This window comes from Thauera sp. 28 (assembly GCF_000310145.2).
GTDB lineage: Bacteria > Pseudomonadota > Gammaproteobacteria > Burkholderiales > Rhodocyclaceae > Thauera > Thauera mechernichensis.
Genome location: NZ_AMXA01000007.1, coordinates 1 through 18358, shown reverse-complemented (window position 1 = coordinate 18358; position 18358 = coordinate 1). Strand labels below are relative to the sequence as shown.

General features: G+C 65.8%; 18 protein-coding genes and 1 tRNA gene. 15 read left to right on the top strand and 4 right to left on the bottom strand.

What is annotated here, in order from left to right; translation table 11 throughout:
* Positions 1-71: 71 nt before the first annotated feature.
* The 13 genes from groES (at position 72) to C662_RS07285 (ending at position 11816) form a co-directional block, all read left to right on the top strand.
* On the top strand, positions 72-362 hold the full coding sequence (gene groES, locus C662_RS07345) for a co-chaperone GroES (RefSeq protein WP_002926786.1): 291 nt from the start codon (positions 72-74) through the stop codon (positions 360-362).
* Between the two features lie 53 nt (positions 363-415).
* Complete coding sequence (gene groL, locus C662_RS07340; RefSeq protein ID WP_002926784.1) at positions 416-2065, top strand: chaperonin GroEL; 1650 nt, start codon at positions 416-418, stop codon at positions 2063-2065.
* 321 nt (positions 2066-2386) lie between these two features.
* Positions 2387-3073: a response regulator transcription factor gene (locus C662_RS07335; RefSeq protein WP_002926782.1), complete on the top strand. Its 687-nt coding sequence runs from the start codon at positions 2387-2389 to the stop codon at positions 3071-3073.
* On the top strand, positions 3048-4529 hold the full coding sequence (locus C662_RS07330) for a sensor histidine kinase (protein WP_002926780.1): 1482 nt from the start codon (positions 3048-3050) through the stop codon (positions 4527-4529). Before C662_RS07335 ends, C662_RS07330 begins: the two co-directional genes overlap by 26 nt.
* A 113-nt stretch (positions 4530-4642) precedes the next feature.
* Positions 4643-4718, top strand: a tRNA-Phe gene (locus C662_RS07325).
* A gap of 143 nt (positions 4719-4861) precedes the next feature.
* Positions 4862-6130: a glutamyl-tRNA reductase gene (hemA, locus tag C662_RS07320; RefSeq protein ID WP_002926778.1), complete on the top strand. Its 1269-nt coding sequence runs from the start codon at positions 4862-4864 to the stop codon at positions 6128-6130.
* 60 nt (positions 6131-6190) lie between these two features.
* Positions 6191-7270 carry a peptide chain release factor 1 gene (prfA, locus tag C662_RS07315; protein WP_002926776.1) on the top strand — a complete coding sequence of 360 codons (1080 nt, stop codon included), beginning with the start codon at positions 6191-6193 and terminating at the stop codon, positions 7268-7270.
* Positions 7270-8130 (top strand): peptide chain release factor N(5)-glutamine methyltransferase, encoded by an 861-nt coding sequence (gene prmC / locus C662_RS07310; RefSeq protein WP_002926775.1) that lies wholly within the window; start codon positions 7270-7272, stop codon positions 8128-8130. The genes prfA and prmC overlap by 1 nt, the downstream gene beginning before the upstream one ends.
* Before the next feature lie 103 nt (positions 8131-8233).
* Positions 8234-8563: a Grx4 family monothiol glutaredoxin gene (gene grxD / locus C662_RS07305; RefSeq protein WP_002926774.1), complete on the top strand. Its 330-nt coding sequence runs from the start codon at positions 8234-8236 to the stop codon at positions 8561-8563.
* Positions 8564-8805: 242 nt separating this feature from the next.
* Positions 8806-9504 (top strand): hypothetical protein, encoded by a 699-nt coding sequence (locus tag C662_RS07300; RefSeq protein WP_002926773.1) that lies wholly within the window; start codon positions 8806-8808, stop codon positions 9502-9504.
* Between the two features lie 73 nt (positions 9505-9577).
* Positions 9578-9808 carry a hypothetical protein gene (locus C662_RS07295; RefSeq protein ID WP_002926771.1) on the top strand — a complete coding sequence of 77 codons (231 nt, stop codon included), beginning with the start codon at positions 9578-9580 and terminating at the stop codon, positions 9806-9808.
* Positions 9805-10722 carry an HprK-related kinase A gene (locus C662_RS07290; RefSeq protein ID WP_037983054.1) on the top strand — a complete coding sequence of 306 codons (918 nt, stop codon included), beginning with the start codon at positions 9805-9807 and terminating at the stop codon, positions 10720-10722. Before C662_RS07295 ends, C662_RS07290 begins: the two co-directional genes overlap by 4 nt.
* The gene (locus C662_RS07285) at positions 10719-11816 is read left to right on the top strand and encodes a nucleotidyltransferase domain-containing protein (protein ID WP_002926765.1); all 1098 of its coding nucleotides are present in this window, start codon (positions 10719-10721) and stop codon (positions 11814-11816) included. Before C662_RS07290 ends, C662_RS07285 begins: the two co-directional genes overlap by 4 nt.
* A gap of 26 nt (positions 11817-11842) precedes the next feature.
* Here the strand turns inward: C662_RS07285 and C662_RS07280 are convergent, their stop codons facing one another.
* The 3 genes from C662_RS07280 to argH are packed head-to-tail and all read right to left on the bottom strand — an operon-like array spanning position 11843 to position 15536.
* On the bottom strand, positions 11843-12760 hold the full coding sequence (locus tag C662_RS07280) for a fructosamine kinase family protein (RefSeq protein ID WP_002926763.1): 918 nt from the start codon (positions 12758-12760) through the stop codon (positions 11843-11845).
* Positions 12757-14052, bottom strand: coding sequence for a serine/threonine protein kinase (locus C662_RS07275; protein WP_002926761.1), 1296 nt, complete (start codon positions 14050-14052; stop codon positions 12757-12759). The genes C662_RS07280 and C662_RS07275 overlap by 4 nt, the downstream gene beginning before the upstream one ends.
* 50 nt (positions 14053-14102) lie before the next feature.
* A complete protein-coding gene (gene argH, locus C662_RS07270) occupies positions 14103-15536 on the bottom strand; it encodes an argininosuccinate lyase (protein ID WP_002926758.1) in 1434 nt (477 codons plus the stop codon).
* A gap of 86 nt (positions 15537-15622) precedes the next feature.
* On the opposite strand from argH, the gene C662_RS07265 reads away from it, so the two are divergent.
* Positions 15623-16678 carry a sensor histidine kinase gene (locus C662_RS07265; RefSeq protein WP_002926756.1) on the top strand — a complete coding sequence of 352 codons (1056 nt, stop codon included), beginning with the start codon at positions 15623-15625 and terminating at the stop codon, positions 16676-16678.
* Complete coding sequence (locus C662_RS07260; RefSeq protein ID WP_002926753.1) at positions 16668-17447, top strand: LytR/AlgR family response regulator transcription factor; 780 nt, start codon at positions 16668-16670, stop codon at positions 17445-17447. Before C662_RS07265 ends, C662_RS07260 begins: the two co-directional genes overlap by 11 nt.
* A 21-nt stretch (positions 17448-17468) precedes the next feature.
* Here C662_RS07260 and C662_RS07255 read toward each other — a convergent pair.
* Positions 17469-18358, bottom strand: an 890-nt coding sequence (locus C662_RS07255) for a phosphoenolpyruvate carboxylase (protein ID WP_002926752.1), incomplete at its 5' end; no start/stop codon positions are given.

The window sequence follows — 18358 nt, the reverse complement described above, 5'->3', positions numbered from 1 at the left end:
AGATTCACCCGCGGGCTTTACCCGCGGATCAATCAACCCAAACAGTTGAACCGTAACAAGGAGAGAACTCGATGAAGATTCGTCCCCTGCACGATCGCGTGATCGTCAAGCGTCTGGAAGCCGAGCGCAAGACCGCCAGCGGCATCGTGATCCCGGACAGCGCCGGCGAGAAGCCCGATCAGGGCGAAGTCCTGGCTGTCGGCAACGGCAAGATCCTGGACGACGGCAAGGTGCGTCCGATGGCCGTCAAGGTGGGCGACAAGGTGCTGTTCGGCAAGTATGCCGGCCAGACCGTGAAGGTCGAAGGCGAAGAACTCCTCGTGATGCGCGAGGAAGACATCATGGGCGTGGTCGAGGCCTGAGCCTCCTGCAAGCCCCTGCAACGCTAATCGAAACAATTCAGGAGTTCTGAAGAATGGCAGCTAAAGAAGTCAAGTTTGGTGATTCCGCCCGCGAGCGCATGGTCGCCGGCATCAACATCCTGGCCAACGCGGTCAAGGTGACCCTGGGCCCGAAGGGTCGCAACGTGGTGCTCGAGCGCTCCTTCGGCGCCCCCACCGTGACCAAGGACGGCGTCTCCGTCGCCAAGGAAATCGAGCTGAAGGACAAGTTCGAGAACTTGGGCGCACAGATGGTCAAGGAAGTTGCTTCCAAGACCTCGGACATCGCTGGTGACGGCACCACCACCGCCACCGTGCTGGCCCAGTCGATCGTGCGCGAAGGCATGAAGTACGTCGCCGCCGGCATGAACCCGATGGACCTCAAGCGCGGCATCGACAAGGCTGTCGTGGCCACCATCGAAGAGCTGAAGAAGCTGTCGAAGCCGTGCTCGACCAACAAGGAAATCGCCCAGGTCGGCTCGATCTCGGCCAACTCCGACAGCGACATCGGCGACATCATTGCCCGCGCCATGGACAAGGTCGGCAAGGAAGGCGTGATCACCGTCGAGGACGGCAAGTCGCTGCAGAACGAGCTCGACGTCGTCGAGGGCATGCAGTTCGACCGCGGCTACCTGTCGCCCTACTTCATCAACAACCCGGACAAGCAGGTTGCCATTCTCGAGCAGCCCTTCGTCCTGCTCTTCGACAAGAAGATCTCCAACATCCGTGACCTGCTGCCGGTGCTCGAGCAGGTTGCCAAGGCCGGTCGTCCGCTGCTGATCATCGCCGAAGACGTCGAGGGCGAAGCCCTGGCCACCCTGGTGGTGAACAACATCCGCGGCATCCTCAAGACCTGCGCCGTCAAGGCTCCGGGCTTCGGCGACCGTCGCAAGGCCATGCTGGAAGACATCGCCATCCTCACCGGCGGTCAGGTCATCGCCGAAGAAGTCGGCCTGACCCTCGAGAAGGCCACCCTGGACGACCTCGGCCAGGCCTCCCGCATCGAGATCGGCAAGGAAAACACCATCATCATCGACGGCGCCGGCCAGGCCGAGCGCATCGAAGCCCGCGTCAAGCAGATCCGCGTGCAGATCGAGGAAGCGACCTCGGACTACGACCGCGAGAAGCTGCAGGAGCGCGTCGCCAAGCTGGCGGGTGGTGTTGCGGTGATCAAGGTCGGCGCTGCCACCGAAGTCGAGATGAAGGAGAAGAAGGCCCGCGTCGAAGACGCCCTGCACGCCACCCGCGCTGCAGTGGAAGAGGGCATCGTCCCCGGCGGCGGTGTGGCGCTGCTGCGCGCCCGTGCTGCACTGGGCGAGCTGAAGGGCGACAATCACGACCAGGACGCCGGCATCAAGATCGTGCTGCGCGCGATGGAGCAGCCGCTGCGCGAGATCGTCGCCAACGCTGGTGACGAGCCGAGCGTGGTGGTGAACAAGGTGGTCGAGGGTTCGGGCAACTACGGCTTCAACGCCGCCACCGGCGAGTACGGCGACATGGTCGAGATGGGCGTGCTGGACCCGACCAAGGTCACCCGCACCGCGCTGCAGAACGCCGCGTCCGTCGCTGGCCTGATGCTGACCACCGACTGCATGGTCGGCGAGCTGGCAGAAGACAAGCCGGCCGGTGGCATGCCCGACATGGGCGGCATGGGTGGCATGGGCGGCATGGGCATGGGCATGTAAGTGCCTGCCTGCGACCCGGCATGCCCGGGTCGCGCCCGCAGTAACGCAGACGGCTCCGCTCAGGCGGGGCCGTCTGCGTTTACGCAGGGCCGAAGACGCAGGCGCGAGCATGCATCGCCGCGCACGAAGCCGCGCGAAGCGTGGGATAATCCATAGGTTTGGTAGGGAGAAAGGTCGGCGGGGAGTGAGCTGGCGCAGTGGCCGCCCGCTCCCCGGAGCCGCCAGCGCGCTAGCGCTGGCGGCTCCCAAGGCCGAGCAAAAGGAGAACAGCGGGCCAACTGTATGAAGGTCCGCTTACAAATCACTTACAGCCTGGACACTATGCGGATTCTGCTGGCTGAAGACGACCCGGTGATTGCCGATGGCATCTGTCGCGCGTTGCGGCGTGGCGGCTATGCAGTGGACCATGTGGCCGACGGCGCCGAGGCCGATGCGGCGGTTTCCACCCAGGGCTATGACCTGCTGATCCTCGACCTTGGTCTGCCGCGCATGAACGGCATCGACGTCCTAAAACGCCTGCGGGCGCGCAAATCGGCGCAGCCGGTGCTGATCCTGACGGCCCAGGACGGTGTCGATGATCGTGTGCGCGGACTCGACGCCGGTGCCGACGACTACCTTACCAAGCCATTCGCCCTGCCCGAGCTCGAGGCGCGCGTGCGCGCGCTGACGCGGCGCGGTACCGGGCAGCCGCGCTGCATCGAGATCGGCCAGCTCAGCTACGACCAGGCCGATCGCGTGGTGAAGGTCGGCGGTCAGATGATCGACCTGTCGGCGCGCGAAATCGGCTTGCTCGAGGTCTTCCTGCTGCGGGTCGGTCGCCTGGTGAGCAAGGACCAGCTCGTCGACCACCTGTGCGGCTGGGGCGAGGAGGTGTCGAGCAATGCAATCGAAGTGTATGTGCACCGCCTGCGCAAGAAGCTCGAGGACAGCGGCGTGCGCATCGTGACCGTGCGCGGTCTGGGGTACTGTCTGGAAAACCCCGATGCTGCCCCTGCGGCGAAAGCCTGAGAAGGCGGGGGCGGCGCGCAAGACTGCGCCCCCAAACTCGCTTTTCGGTGAGATCCTCGACTGGATGCTCGCGCCGCTGCTTTTCCTGTGGCCGATCTCCATCATCGTCACCCATAACGTGGCGGACAGTATCGCCAATCAGCCCTACGACCTCGCGCTCGCCGACAGTGTGAGGGCGTTGGCGCGCTTCGTCGTCATCGATGAGGGGCGTGCCGTTGTCAACTTTCCGGCGCCACCGCGCGCTTTGTTTCGTGCCGATCAGGACGACGCGGTTTATTACCAGGTGGCGGATTGGCGTGGCGTGACCGTCAGCGGCGACCCCGAGATCCTCCCGGCTCCCTTGCCCGTTTCCATCGACGGCGAGCAGATCTTCTTTCGTGACGAGCTGATCCACGGCGAAGATGTGCGTATCGCCTACCGCTTCCTGCGCCTTGATCCCGCGCGGCCCGAGCTGCTTGTGGTAGTGCAGGTGGCTGAAACGCGCAACAAGCGTACGGATCTGGCCTCGCGAGTGGTCACGGGGGTGCTGTTGCCTCAGTTCGCGATCATCCCGCTCGCGGTGATCCTCGTCTGGGTCGGCCTCAGTCGCGGCATTGCGCCGCTCAACCGGCTGCAGAGCCTGATCCGGCGCCGCCGGCCGACCGACCTGTCTCCGGTCGCGCCCGGCAGCGTCCCGGAAGAGGTTCGTCCCTTGATCGTCGCCTTCAACGACATGATGGTCCGCCTCGAAGAGAACCTGCAGGCACAGCAACGCTTCATTGCTGACGCAGCGCACCAGATGCGCACGCCACTGACCGGCCTGAAGATGCAGGCCGATCTTGCGCTGCACGAGACCGACCCCGTGCAGTTGCGGGAGTCGCTCACGCGTATTGCAGAAAGTACCGACCGCGCTGCCCACTTGATCAACCAGCTTTTGTCGCTGGCGCGCGCCGAGGCAAGCTTCGAGAAGCTCTATACCGTGGAGCCGGTCAGTCTCGATGCAGTGGTGCGGGAGGTGGCGCTCGAGCTTTACCCGCGCGCTCAGGTCAAGCAGATCGACCTCGGCGTCGAGGCCGGCGACACCGAACTGGTGATCGAGGGTAACCCCGTCCTGCTGCGTGAGATGGTCAAGAACCTTGTCGACAACGCGGTCAAGTACACCCCGCACGGCGGACGGGTGACGGCGCGCACCCGCTTTGCGGGATCGCCGATCCTGGAGGTGGAGGACACCGGACCGGGAATCCCCGATGTCGACCGCGAGCGCGTGTTCGAGCGCTTCTACCGTGTGCTCGGCAGCGGCGTGGATGGCTCCGGCCTGGGCTTGCCGATCGTGCGCGAGATTGCCGAGTTGCATCGCGCCACGGTGACGCTGGATGCCAATCCGGCCGGGCAGGGCACGCTGGCGCGGGTGGTTTTCCCGCGCAGCAATCTGCAGCCGCCACCGATCGTGCAGGGCGATCATGATCCGCTGGGTTGAGGCCTTGTGCCGCGCTCGAGGTCTTCCCTCGAGCGTGCATCCAGCACGTCGCGCATTTGCATTGAATTAGGCTTTGACATCGGAAAAGATTTCACTATAATGGCGTCCTCGTTGGCCAGTTAGCTCAGTTGGTAGAGCAGCGGATTGAAAATCCGCGTGTCCGTGGTTCGATTCCGCGACTGGCCACCACGATTCCCAGGACGGGCCGACACTTGTGTCGGCCCGTTTGCTTTCCGGGCTGGAATTTCGGGTCAGAAGTGGCTGATTCTGCTCAAGTTTTACGCTTGTTTCGCGGTGCTATAATGCGCCACGCCCGAAAACCCGGTTTCCGCATGCAACTCTTCGCCCTTGGCCTGAACCATCACACCGCGCCGCTCGCCATCCGTGAGCGCGTGGCGTTCCAGCCCGAGCGGCTGGATCAGGCTCTGCACGATCTGACGCATGCCGATTCGGTGCGCGAGGCGGCGATCCTGTCGACCTGCAACCGCACCGAGCTCTACTTCGCGGCCGAGCAGCCTCAGCACGCGGCCGACTGGCTGGCGCGCTTTCACAGCGTGCCCTTGCCGGAAGTGTCGCCCTACCTGTATTCCTACCCGCAGCGCGACGCCATTCGCCACGTCTTTCGCGTCGCCAGCGGGCTCGATTCCATGGTCATCGGCGAGCCGCAGATCCTCGGCCAGGTCAAGGATGCCGCGCGCCACGCCGAAGAGGCGGGCACCATGGGCGTGCTGCTGCACAAGCTGTTCCAGAACACTTTTGCGGTGGCCAAGGAGGTGCGCTCGACCACCGCGATCGGGGCCAACACGGTGTCGATGGCCGCCGCCGCCGTGCACCTGACCGAGCGCATCTTCGAGCGGGTGTCCGACCAGCATGTGCTGTTCATCGGCGCAGGCGAGATGATCGAGCTCTGCGCTGCGCATTTCGGCGGGGCAAAGCCCAAGTCCATGACCGTGGCCAATCGCACCGAGGAGCGCGCGCGTGCGCTGGCTTCGCGCTTTGGCGCCCAGACCATGCGCATCGAGCAGATTGCCGACGCGCTGCCGCGCTTCGACGTGGTCGTGTCCTGTACGGCCGCGCCCTTGCCGATCGTCGGCCTGGGCATGGTCGAGCGCGCGGTCAAGGCGCGCCGCCACCGCCCGATGGTGATGGTCGATCTCGCCGTGCCGCGCGACATCGAGCCCGAGATTGCCGGGCTCGATGACATCTTCCTGTACACCGTCGACGACCTCGCCCAGGTCGTCGAGGCCGGGATGGAGTCGCGCCAGCAGGCGGTGATCGAGGCCGAGCAGATCATCGACACGCGTGTCGACGGTTTCCTCAGCTGGATGGCCAATCGTGACGCGGTGCCGGTGATCCGCGCGCTGCGCGACCATGCGGAGTCCTTGCGCCGCAGCGAGCTCGAACGTGCCATGCGCCTGCTTGCCAAGGGTGAGGATCCACACAAGGTGCTCGATGCGCTGTCGCAGGGTCTGACCAACAAGCTCATGCACGGGCCCACCCGTTTCCTCAACCAGGCTGAAGGCGAGCACAAGGCCGAAGCCGGCCGCGTCGTGCGCGATCTTTTCAGCCTGCCCCGCGACCTCCATCGCGATCAACACTAGGCCCATCGGCATACGCCGGGCCGCCCGCAGGGGCGGTGCAGGCGCATGTCGCTCATCACGATGAAGCAGAGCATCCGCGACAAACTCGAACACCTTGCCAGCCGGCTCGAGGAGCTCGACCGTGCGCTCGCGGCAGAAGATGCTGCGCGTGACATGAACGTCTTTCGCGAGCTTTCGCGCGAGCGTGCAGAGATCGAGCCGGTGGTTGCGCTGTATCGCGACTACCTTCAGGCTGAAGCGGACTGCGCTACCGCGCGCGAGCTGATCGCCGAGCCCGAGATGCGCGAGCTTGGCGAGCTGGAGTTGGAGGCTGGGCTGGCGCGCATCGGCGAACTCGATGGCGAGTTGCAGCGCGCCTTGTTGCCGCGCGACCCCAACGACGAGCGCAACCTCTTCCTCGAGATCCGTGCGGGTACGGGTGGCGATGAGGCCGCCTTGTTCGCTGGCGACCTGCTGCGCATGTACACACGCTACGCAGAGCGCCAGCGCTGGAGAGTGGAGATCGTGTCGGCGAGCGAGTCTGACTTGGGGGGGTACAAGGAGGTCATCGCGCGCGTGGTCGGCGCGGGGGCGTATTCCAGACTCAAGTTCGAATCCGGCGGTCATCGCGTGCAACGCATCCCGGTCACCGAGACGCAGGGGCGGATTCACACCTCGGCGTGCACAGTGGCGGTGCTGCCTGAGGCGGACGAGGTCGAGGCCGTCGACATCAATCCTGCAGACCTGCGCATCGACACCTTCCGTGCCTCTGGCGCGGGCGGCCAGCACATCAACAAGACCGATTCGGCGGTGCGTATCACCCATCTGCCGACCGGGATTGTCGTCGAGTGCCAGGACGACCGTTCGCAGCACCGCAACAAGGCGCAGGCGATGGCTGTGCTGGCGGCGCGTCTGTATGACGCCAAGGTGCGTGCGCAGCAGAGCGCCGAGGCTGCGCAGCGCAAGAGCCTGGTCGGAAGTGGCGACCGCTCTGAACGCATCCGCACCTACAATTTTCCTCAGGGGCGTGTCACCGATCATCGCATCAACCTCACCCTCTACAAGCTCGATGCGGTGATGCAGGGCGAACTCGACGAGATCGTCGCTGCGCTGACGCTGGAGCACCAGGCGGCGCTGCTCGCAGCGCTGGCGGACGACTGATGGGCGAGGAGCGTTCGGGGGTGCCGGTGGCCGGTGTCGATATCGCTGGTGCGCTCGCCTGGGCGCGCGCGCGCATCGATATGCTCGATGCGCGAGTGCTGCTGCGCCATGTGTTGCAATGCCCTGCGGCGCGCCTGGTGGCTTGGCCCGAGCAGCGTCTCGAGGCTGCCGATTGGGCGGAGTACCGTGCGCTCGTCGAGCGCCGCTGCGCGGGCGAACCGGTGGCCTACCTGACAGGCAGTCGCGAATTCTACGGTCGCGAGTTCCTGGTCACGCCCGCGGTGCTGATCCCGCGTCCGGACACCGAATTGTTGGTCGAGCTGGCGCTGGCGCACTTCGCCGGACAGCGCGGCGTGCGCGTACTTGACATGGGTACGGGGAGCGGTGCGCTGGCCGTCACGCTTGCGCTCGAGCTCGACGGGGCGGATGTCGTCGCCCTCGACCGTTCGCGCGAGGCCTTGTGGGTGGCGATGGCCAATGCCGCCCGCCTGGGCGCGAGCGTGTCCTTCGTGCAGAGCGATTGGTTCGGTGCGTTGGGGGACGAGCGCTTCGAGCTCATCGTCTCCAATCCGCCCTACATTGCCGCGGCGGATCCGCACCTCGAGCAGGGCGACGTGCGCTTCGAGCCGCGCAGCGCGCTGGCTGCCGGCCCGCAGGGGCTGGACGACCTCGCCGAGATCGTCGCCGGGGCGCCAGCGCGTCTCGTGCCGGGCGGCTGGCTCTTCCTCGAGCACGGCTATGACCAGGCTTCCGCGGCGCGGGGCTTGCTGGCGGATGCGGGCTTCGCGCAGATTGCGTCCTGGAGGGATCTGGCCGGAATCGAGCGCGTCTCCGGTGGGCGCTGGCTGGGCAGGGGCTGAGCACCGGGTGCGTCTGCGACCGGCTTTGTGCGTCCGGCTTGACGCCTTCCAGGGCCATCCCTAGAATTTCCGACTGTTTAACTCAACTTTTGCAGGTTTTTCCATGGACATCCAGGACGTCATCCGCGAACAGGTCGCCACCAACGACGTGGTGCTTTACATGAAGGGTTCGCCCCAGTTCCCGCAGTGCGGCTTTTCGTCCACCGCGGTGCAGATCCTGAAGGCCTGTGGCGTGCGCGAGGTGCTGGCGGTTAACGTGCTCGCCGACGCCGAGATCCGCCAGGGCATCAAGGATTTCTCCAACTGGCCTACCATCCCGCAGCTTTACATCAAGGGCGAGTTCGTCGGCGGCAGCGACATCATGCGCGAGATGTACGAGAGCGGCGAGCTGCAGCAGATGCTCAAGGATGCAGGTGTGTCCGACGCCGCCTGAGTCGTCGAGGCATGGCGTTGCTCGCAGTGTCGGTTTTTTTGACACTCTCGCTGCTCTGGTCGCAGGGTGTAGCAACAGCAGGGTAATTTGTTCTTGTTGTTCAGTTGTTTGCAGGGGTGGGCGTGAATCTTGCTTTACGTCTTTCGAAAAGCGCAGGAATGACAGCATTCGAATCCGTGCCGTTGTTCACGCTCGCGACTGGCGAGCTGTGATACGGTGCGGTGCGCTGACGGAGATACTTGATGAATACGCCGAACAAACCCTCAGATCCTGGTGCGGAAGCTTCCGGCCAGGTCGAATCCGTGTCCGATCCCAAGCGACGCAAGCTGACTACGGCCGGTCTTGCCGGCGCGGGTGTGCTGATGTCGCTGAGTTCCCGCTCGGCGCTCGGTACCGGCTTCGGCCAGTGTGGCTCGGAGTCGGTGTCGGCGGCAATGTCTCGGCATGGCGAGGTGTCGTCATGCGGCTGCAGCCCTGGGTTCTGGTGGCGCAGCCCGCACGGGATCATCAAGTGGGGCGATACCGACATCATTCCCGCGCACTATGGTCCCTACAAGACCTTCAATTCAGTGTTCGGGGTCACGCTTTTCAAGACAACCTCCAACCGCAGGCTGATCGATCTGGGGCCTGGCAGCAACAAGGTCGCGGACTCCGAACTTGCGATGAGCAAGCTCAAGGGTTGTACTTCGCTCTCGGCCAGTCTGTTCCATGTGATCGCAGGCTTGCTGAATGCGTCCTTCTATGGTGATCGCTATCCTGCGCCAGGCTACCAGACCCCGGGCGCGGTGATCGCTGCACTGCAGACTGCGTTGTCGAGTCCCAGTCCTTGCAGCGCGCTCAATGCGCTCAAGAGCCATCTGGATGTGTATGACAAGTCTGGCGAGTTGTGGTGCTTCAACGGCGTTACCACAGGTGAGAAGGACTGGACTCAGAAGTACTGATTGACCGCGGCCCGCCAGACCGGGGCGGTATCGCGGGCCGTGCGCACGGGCGTGCAGTTTCCCTCAGGTATAGATGACCACCTTCTTTTTGAACCCGGAAGTGCGCTGGCATGCCTGGGCTGACGGTGTGGTGCTGTTTTCGCCACGCAGTGCCGAGACCGTAATGCTGCCTGGTGCAGCCGAGGCGCTTCTGCTTGACGCCGCGAGTGCCGAGGGTTGGTCCGCGGCAGCGGTTGGTGGCGAGGCTGAGTCCGCGCTGGCGGACGCATTGTTGCGACTTGCGGCGCTCCGGGGCCGGGATTGACGCTCGGAGCGCTTTCCCGGGTTGAATTGCAGCAAAGGCTGGCGGGCGCCGGGCTATTGTTGCCATGTGGCCCTTTCGTGGTCCGATTGCGTACGCGAAGCGCAGAGATCGTCGAGGGCTTGCAGCGTCTCTATCGAGACTTCCCCCTTATGCCAGAGGGGGGCTTTGTCGATTTCGAGGTCGAAGTCCGTCCGCCAGGCCTGGCTCGGCGTTTCCTGCGGCCGCAGGTCGGCTTCTACTGCGATGGTCGTGCGCCTTTCAAGCCTCTGCCGCGTCATCAGGCTTTTCCGATGCTCGAGTGGGGGCTCAACTGGGTGATCTCCACCCACGCTCACGACCATCTCGTCCTGCATGCCGCTGTTCTCGAGCGTGACGGGCGCGCCCTTCTGTTGTCTGCTGATCCGGGATCGGGCAAGAGCACCTTGTGTGCAGGCCTCGTGCATGCGGGCTGGCGCCTGCTGTCGGACGAGTTGGCCTTGCTCGAGTTGTCGTCCGGGCGTGTGCGGCCGGTGGCGCGACCGATCAGCCTCAAGAATGAATCTATCGAGGTCGTGCGCGGTCTTGGCGATGAGGTCGAGCTCAGCGCAGTATGTGCCGATACGACCAAGGGCGCCGTCGCGCATATGCGCCCGCCTGCCGATAGTGTGGCGCGGAGAGCGGAGATGGCGCTGCCGGCTTGGTTGGTTTTTCCTCGCTTCACGCGCGGCGGTCAGCTCAGCGTCGAGCCGGTCGGCAAGGCGCACGCTTTCATGGAGATGGTGCGCCACGCCTTCAACTATGGCTTCCTTGGCGCCTCTGCCTTCGACGCATTGGCCGGCTTGATCGAGCGTAGCGAGACCTTTCGCGCTGGCTATGGCAGTCTGACGCAGATACTCCCCGAGATCGACCGCCTTACCGCGGCGGATCGCTCATGAGCGGGGTCGGCGTGCTCGACACGAGCCTGATTGCCGCTGTGCTTGCCGAGCCTGGGCGGGTGGCCGGCCTCGATGCGGCGGCGTGGTCGGTTCTGATCGGACAGGCCAGAAATGCCGAAATGCTCGGTCAGTTGCATGCGCGCCTTTCGTGTGCCGCCGCGCTCCATTTTGCGCCTCAGGCGGCGCGCCGCCACCTTGATCTAGCCTGGCAACTGTCCATGCGCCATCGCGAGGCCGTGCGCTGGGAGGTGCTTCACATCGCGCGTGCCCTGCGCAAGCTTGACGTTCCTGTGGTGTTGCTGAAGGGAGCCGCTTACGCCCTCGCGGACTATCCGGCGGCGGAAGGCCGCGTATTCAATGACGTTGATATCATGGTGCCGCATGCCGCGATCACCACGGTCGAGTACGCCTTGCTCGATGCGGGCTGGATTCCGCAGATCGTCAACGATTATGACCAGCGCTACTACAGGCGCTGGATGCATGAGATTCCGCCGCTTGAACACAAATCACGCGGCACTGTGCTCGACGTGCACCACACGATCGTACCGCCGACCTCCGGTGTCGTGCCTGACGCAAATGTGCTGCTCGAGCGCGCGCAGCCCCTGAACGGTCTGGAGTCCGACAGGCTGGGCATGTTCAGGGTGCTGGCGCCGGAAGACATGGTCCTGCACTCGGCCGCGCACTTGTTCTTCAATGAGTTCCACAAGGGCTTGCGCGACCTCTACGACCTGCATCGTCTGCTGACGCATTTTGGCGATGTGCCGGCGTTCTGGACGGTCTTGCGGCGCAGGGCTTTCGAGACTGGGCTGGAGCAGCCGCTGAACGATGCGCTTCAGCATTGTGCGCGGGTGTTCCATACCGCTGTGCCTGAGGTCGAGCTGGCACAAGTCGTTCGAGCGCGGTCGTGGCGCGGCGTCGGCGCGCTCCGTGACTGGATGCTGCGCCGCGCTCTTCTGCCCGATCACCCCTCGTGCACCACATCGTCCGTCCGATTTGCGCGCTGGATGGCCTTCGTGCGCAGCCACTGGCTGCGCATGCCGCCAGGATTGCTGGCAGTTCATCTGCTCAACAAGGCCTTTCGCAGCGAGGCGTGATGCGCGGCGCACTTTGACGCCTGTCCTCAATCCCGGCGCAGCGACAGTTCCTGGTTGAGCTTGGTCGCAAGCCTCAGCGCTTCGCCCAGGTAGCCGCGCCCGAAGAGGTTGAGGTGGTTGAGCATGTGATACAGGCTGTACAGCAGCTTGCGCTGCTCGTAGTCCTCGTGCAGCGGCCAAGCCTGGCGGTAGCGCGCATAGAAGCTCGACGGGAAGCCGCCGAAAAGCTCGCTCATGGCGATATCCGACTCGCGGTCGCCGAAGTGCACCGCGGGGTCGTACGCAACCGGCGTGCCGTCTGCGAGCAGGGCTGCGTTGCCGTGCCAGAGGTCGCCGTGGACGAGGCTCTCGCGTGGACGGTAGTCGAGGAAGAGTGCGGGCACGCGTGGGAGCAGGCGTTCTCCCTGCTTCTGCAGCTCGCCGACGAAGCCGCGCTCGCGCGCAAGGGCGAACTGGGGGCGCAGGCGCTGTTCGATGAAGAACTGGGCCCAGTTCGCATTTGGCGTGTTGCGCTGGGCGCTGCGGCCGAGGAAGTTGTCGCATCGCCAGCCGAAGCTGTCGCCCGTCGTGTGATGGAGGGCAGCCAGCGCTTCGGCATAGCGGACGCCGTCGGCCGCAGAGCTCACAGCCAGCAGGTCGAGGTGCTCGAGGACGACAAAGGCGTGCTCGGCGGACTCGCCACGGGCAATGACGGCAGGCGTGCGGAACGTTGCGCTGGCTGCGATCGCGGCGAGGCCGTCTGATTCGGCAGCGAACATCGCTGCACAGGCGCGGGGCCCGACCTTGACGAAGTGGCGGCTGCCGTCGGTGCCGTAGACGGTCATCGCCTGGTGGGTGCTACCGCCTCTGGCTGGTGTCAGTTCGGCGATGTGGAAGGCACTGCCGGTCGCGTTGCGGATTGCGTGTTCGATGTCGGGCAGGGCGGGGTGGGGCGGTGTGCTCATGGGTTCGCGATGCGTGCGCTGGCCTGGGACAGGCGGGTGGCGAGGACCTCGAGGAAGCCCTGGTAGAAATGCATGCGGCAGGTGTCGCTGGCGCGTTGCAGGGCCGCTGCGCGTATGGTGATGAGCGCTGTGTCGGTGGTCGCTTCGACCGAGGCCGAGCGTATGCCGGCAGCCGCCGAGAACACCGCCACCTCGCCGAAGCACTCGCCGGTGCTCAACACGTTGAGCAGATGCCCGTGCTTGCGCACATGCGCCTCGCCTTCGAGCACGAAACAAACGGCGTCGCCGCGCTCCCCTTCCTTGAAAATCACCGTGCCGCTATGGGCACGACTGAAGCGCGACAGGCCGATGACCTCCCACAGTTCGGCATCCGAGAAGCGGCGGAAGAAGTGGATCGCGCGCAGGGCCTCGAACTTCTCTGCATCGGGGACGCTGTTTGCGGCCAGGTGCACGCCATGGTTGCGGAATGCGAGCGCGAGGTCGTGCGAGAACTCGGCCCAGTCCTGGTAGCGACGCTCGATGTCCTTTTCGGTGGCGCGACGCACGATCGCATCGAGGGCTTCGGGTACCTCGGGGCGCAGCTCCGAGGGGAGTGGTGGCGTATCGTTGGCGATGCTGTAGAGCAGGCTGTAGTTGTTGTCGTGCTCGAAGGGCAGGCGACCAGTGAGCAACTGGAACATCACCACGCCGAGCGAATAGATGTCGGTGCGGTGGTCCAGCGGCACCTCGCGCACCTGTTGTGGTGACATGTAGGCAGGCGAGCCGACGCCGGAGATCTGGGTGGTCTCGCGTGCCGTGTGCAGCGCGGCGCCGAAGTCCGAGATGCGGATGTCGGTGCCCTCCGGTTCCATCAGCAGGATGTTGGCCGGCTTGATGTCGCGATGGGTGATGCCCTGGTGAAAGGCGTAGTCGAGCGCGCGCGTGGCCTTGAAGACGATTTCTATGACGCGCTCGAAGGGGGCGAGCGTCCCTGGGGTGGCGATGGCGTCGAGTGTGCCGCCGGGTATGTAGTCCATCACCAGCCAGGCGCTGTCGTCGCCCACCATGGCGTCATGGATGCGGACAATGTGGGGGTGCTTGAGCTTGCCTGCGAAGGTGGCCTCGTTGAGAAACAGCTGGCGTAGCAGGCGGCCACGCTGCGGGTCGCTCACGATCTCGCGACGCAGGCGCTTGATGGCGACCTCGGTCTGGCGGAACGGATCCCAGGCCAGGTGGACGCTGCTGGTGGCGCCGCGGCCGATGAGGCGGCGAAGTTCGTACTTGCCGATGAACTCAGCCGTTGCCGTGTTCATCGTCGCCGCGCCGCAGCGCCTTTGTGTGCCGTCATCGAGTTGCGGCGCACTCAGCCGAGCCGGTTGCGCGCGCGTGCAACGGCGGCGCGAACCTGCTCCGGTGCGGTGCCGCCAATGTGCTTGCGCGAGGCCAGCGAGCCCTCGACCGTAAGCACGCCGAACACGTCCTCGCCCAGGCGCTCGGCTGCGCCCGGCACGTGCGCCATGGCGATGCGCAGCTCGTCGAGCGAGAACTGCGGCAGGTCGCAGCCCTTGACATCGGCTGCGCGCACCGCCAGCGCCACGGCCTCGTGCGCATCGCGGAAGGGCAGGCCCTTCTTGACCAGGTAGTCGGCGAGGTCGGTGGCGGTGGCATAGCCCTGGCAGAGCGCGCCGCGCATGGCGTCGGCCTTGACCTTGATGCCGGTGATCATGTCGGCATAGATGCGCAGGGTGTCGATGACGGTGTCGGCGGTGTCGAACAGCGGCTCCTTGTCTTCCTGGTTGTCCTTGTTGTAAGCCAGGGGCTGGCCCTTCATCAGGGTGAGCAAGGCGATCAGGCTGCCGTTGACGCGGCCGGTCTTGCCGCGCACGAGCTCGGGCACGTCGGGGTTCTTCTTCTGCGGCATGATCGAACTGCCGGTGCAGAAGCGGTCGGCGAGGTCGATGAAGCCCACGCGGGGGCTCATCCACAGGATCAGCTCCTCGGACAGGCGCGACAGGTGGGTCATCAGCAACGCCGATGCGGCGCAGAACTCGATGGCGAAGTCGCGGTCGCTGACGGCGTCGAGCGAGTTGTAGCAGACCTCGTCGAAACCCAGCTCCGCGGCCACGAACTCGCGGTCGATCGGGTAGCTGGTGCCGGCGAGCGCGGCCGAGCCCAGCGGCAGGCGGTTGGTACGCTTGCGGCAGTCGGCAAAGCGCTCGGCGTCGCGCCGGCTCATCTCGTAATACGCCATCAGGTGGTGGCCGAAGGTAACCGGCTGCGCCACCTGCAGGTGGGTGAAGCCGGGCATCGGTGTGTCGGCGTTGGCCTCGGCGACATCGAGCAGGTTCTTCTGGAACTCGGCGATCAGCGCCAGGATCTGGTCGATCGCGTCGCGCAGCCACAGGCGGATGTCGGTGGCGACCTGGTCGTTGCGGCTGCGGCCGGTGTGCAGGCGCTTGCCGGCGTCGCCCACGAGCGCGGTAAGGCGTTTCTCGATGTTGAGGTGCACGTCCTCGTCGTCGAGGTTCCAGGTGAACTCGCCACGCTCGATCTCGGCCTTGATCTGCGCCATTCCGCGCTCGATATCGGCGAGATCCTGGGCGCCGATGATGCCCTGGCGGGCGAGCATCCTGGCGTGCGCGAGCGAGCCGCGGATGTCCTGCGTCGCCATGCGCTGGTCGAAGAACACGCTGGCGGTGTAGCGCTTGACGAGTTCTGAGACGGGCTCCGTGAAGCGGCCGGACCAGGCCTTGGCGGGTTCGTTGCCGCCGGCTGCCGGCGTCGTGGTGTCTGTCATAATGGTGCCGATGAAATGAATCGGCCGGCGTATTGAAGCCGGCCCTGCGCGTGGATGTGAGGCCGTGGTCACGGCGCTCGGGAACGATGGAAATTATAAAGCAAAAGCCAGCCGGGCTTGGCCCGCCCCGCCTGCCGGATTTCCGCAATCTGGGCGTCATCCTGCGCGTGCTTGTGCTGGTGAGCCTGCTCGTCGTTCTCACCGTTGGCGTGCGTGTCGATGAGCCCGCCGAGCTGCCGGCAGCGCTGGTCTTGATGGCCGGGCAGGTGGCGCTGCCGCTGTTGCTCACCGTGCTGCTGCTCTATGGCGTGGCACCCGCATTGCTGCGCGCTGGTGCGCGTCGCGCGTGGTTCGCCGTTGTCGGCCTGGCTGTTGCTGCGGCGCTTGCGGGGGTGGTGCTGGTCGGCGGCGATGTGGTCGCCGAGGGCGCGCGCAGCGCGGTGTGGGCGGCACTGGCCGCCATGCTGTGCCTGCTTTACCTCGACTATGTGCGCTGCCGCTATACGCCCGCACTTGCCGAGGCGCGTCTGCTTGCGCTTACCGCGCGCATCCGGCCACATTTCTTCTTCAACAGCCTCAACGGTGTGCTTGGGGTCATCCGGACCGATCCCCGTCGGGCCGAGCGCGCCCTCGAAGAGCTTGCAGACCTGTTTCGTGCGCTGATGCAGGACAACCGCGAGCAGGTGCCGCTGCGCGACGAACTGGCGCTGTGCGAGCGCTATATCGACCTCGAGCGCCTGCGTCTGGGCGAGCGCCTGCATGTGCGCTGGGAGCTTGGCGAAGGTGAGGGCGGGCGCGAGGCCTTGCTCGAAGCGCGAGTCCCGCCGCTGCTATTGCAGCCGCTGCTGGAGAACGCGGTTTATCACGGCATCGAGCCCGCTGCCCAGGCCGGTGAGGTGGTCGTGCGTCTGGCGCGCCACGGCAAGGAGCTGAGGCTCGAGGTCGACAACCCGGTGTGCGATGCAGGTGGCCACCATGCCGGCAATCGCATGGCACTCGACAACATCCGTGAGCGCCTGATGCTGTTCTATGACCTCGAGGCCGGGCTTGAGATCAACGACGATGGCAGGCGATACCGCGTGCGCATCCGACTGCCTTACCGTACCGGGGGTGCTTTGGGAGCATGGAACGATGAAGCCTGAGGGGGGCGGAGCAGCGCCCGCACTGCGGGTCCTGATTGTCGATGACGAAGCGCCTGCACGCAGCCGCCTGCGCGACCTGCTCGGCGACATCGGTGCGGGGCAGCCGAGCCGGGTCGTGGGCATGGCGGCCAATGGCGTGGAGGCCTTGCGCATCCTGGAGGCCGAGCCGGCCGACGTCGTCCTCGCCGACATCCGCATGCCGGTGATGGATGGGGTGGAGCTTGCCCGCCACCTGGGCCGCCTCGACAAGCCGCCGGCGGTTATCTTCGTGACTGCTTACGACCAGTATGCGGTCCAGGCCTTCGACCTTGCGGCGGTCGATTACCTGCTCAAGCCCGTGCGCGCCGAGCGCCTGGCTGCTGCGCTGGGCAAGCTGCGCCCGCCCGCGCGTGTAGCCGACGCCACGCTGGCCGGCCTGGCGCCGGGCGAGCGGCGTCACTTCAGCGTCAGCGAGCGTGGGCGCATCCTGTTGCTGCCGGTGGCCGATGTGCTTTACCTGCGTGCCGAGCTCAAGTACGTCACAGCGCGCACGGCAGAGCGCGACTACGTGCTCGACGAATCGCTGGTCCAGCTCGAGGAGGAGTTTCCCCAGCGCTTCCTGCGCTTGCACCGCAACTGCCTGGTGGCGCGTGCGGCGGTGCTCGGTGTCGAGCGCGCCGGTGAGCAGGACGGCGAGGCCCACTGGGCGGTACTGCTCAAGGGCGTGGACGAGCGCCTGGCGGTCAGCCGCAGGCAGTGGCCTGCGGTCCGCCAGGCGCTTGGTGTATAGGCGCGCGTCCTGTGCTGCGCCCTAGCCGCTGTTGCGCAAGCCCGCCGCGATGCCGTTGATCGAGATATGGATGCCGTTGCGGGTGCGCTCGTCGCTGCCGGCAGCGGCGGCGGCTTCGCGGTGGCGGCGCAGCAGCTCGACCTGGACGTGGTTGAGCGGGTCCAGGTAGGGGAAGCGGTTGCGGATCGAGCGCTTGAGCAGTGGGTTGCCGTCGAGCAGTGCGGCCTGGCCGGTGATCTTGAGCACCGCCTCGACGGTGGCCTGGTGCTCGGCGCGGATGCGCCCGAAGATCGCCTCGCGCAGCGCGGCGTCCTTGACCAGCTCGGCGTAGCGGCTGGCGATCGCGAGGTCGGTCTTGGCCAGCACCATGTCCATGTTCGACAGCAGGGTCTGGAAGAAGGGCCACTCGCGGTTCATGCGCTGCAGCAGCGCCAGGCCGTCCGCGGGCTGGCGGGCGAGCAAGGCCTGCACCGCGCTGCCAAAGCCGTACCAGCCCGGCAGCATCACCCGGCACTGCGACCAGCTGAAGACCCAGGGGATGGCGCGCAGATCCTCGATGGCGGTGCTCTTCTTGCGCGAGGCCGGGCGGCTGCCGATGTTGAGCGCGGCGATCTCGCTGATCACGGTCGATTCCCAGAAGTAGCGCTCGAAGCCCTCGGTCTCGTAGACCAGGCCGCGGTAGGCGGCGAAGGCGGCGTCCGACAAGGCCTGCATGGCCTCGAGGAAGGCCGCCGGGGTGGGCGCGGCGCTGACCGGGCGCAGGCTGGTCTCGAGCGTGGCGGCCACCAGCACCTCGAGGTTGCGCCGGCCCACTTCCGGGTTGCCGTACTTGGCGCCGATCACCTCGCCCTGCTCGGTGAGCCGGATCTGGCCCTGCACCGCGCCCTCGGGCTGAGCGAGGATGGCCTGGT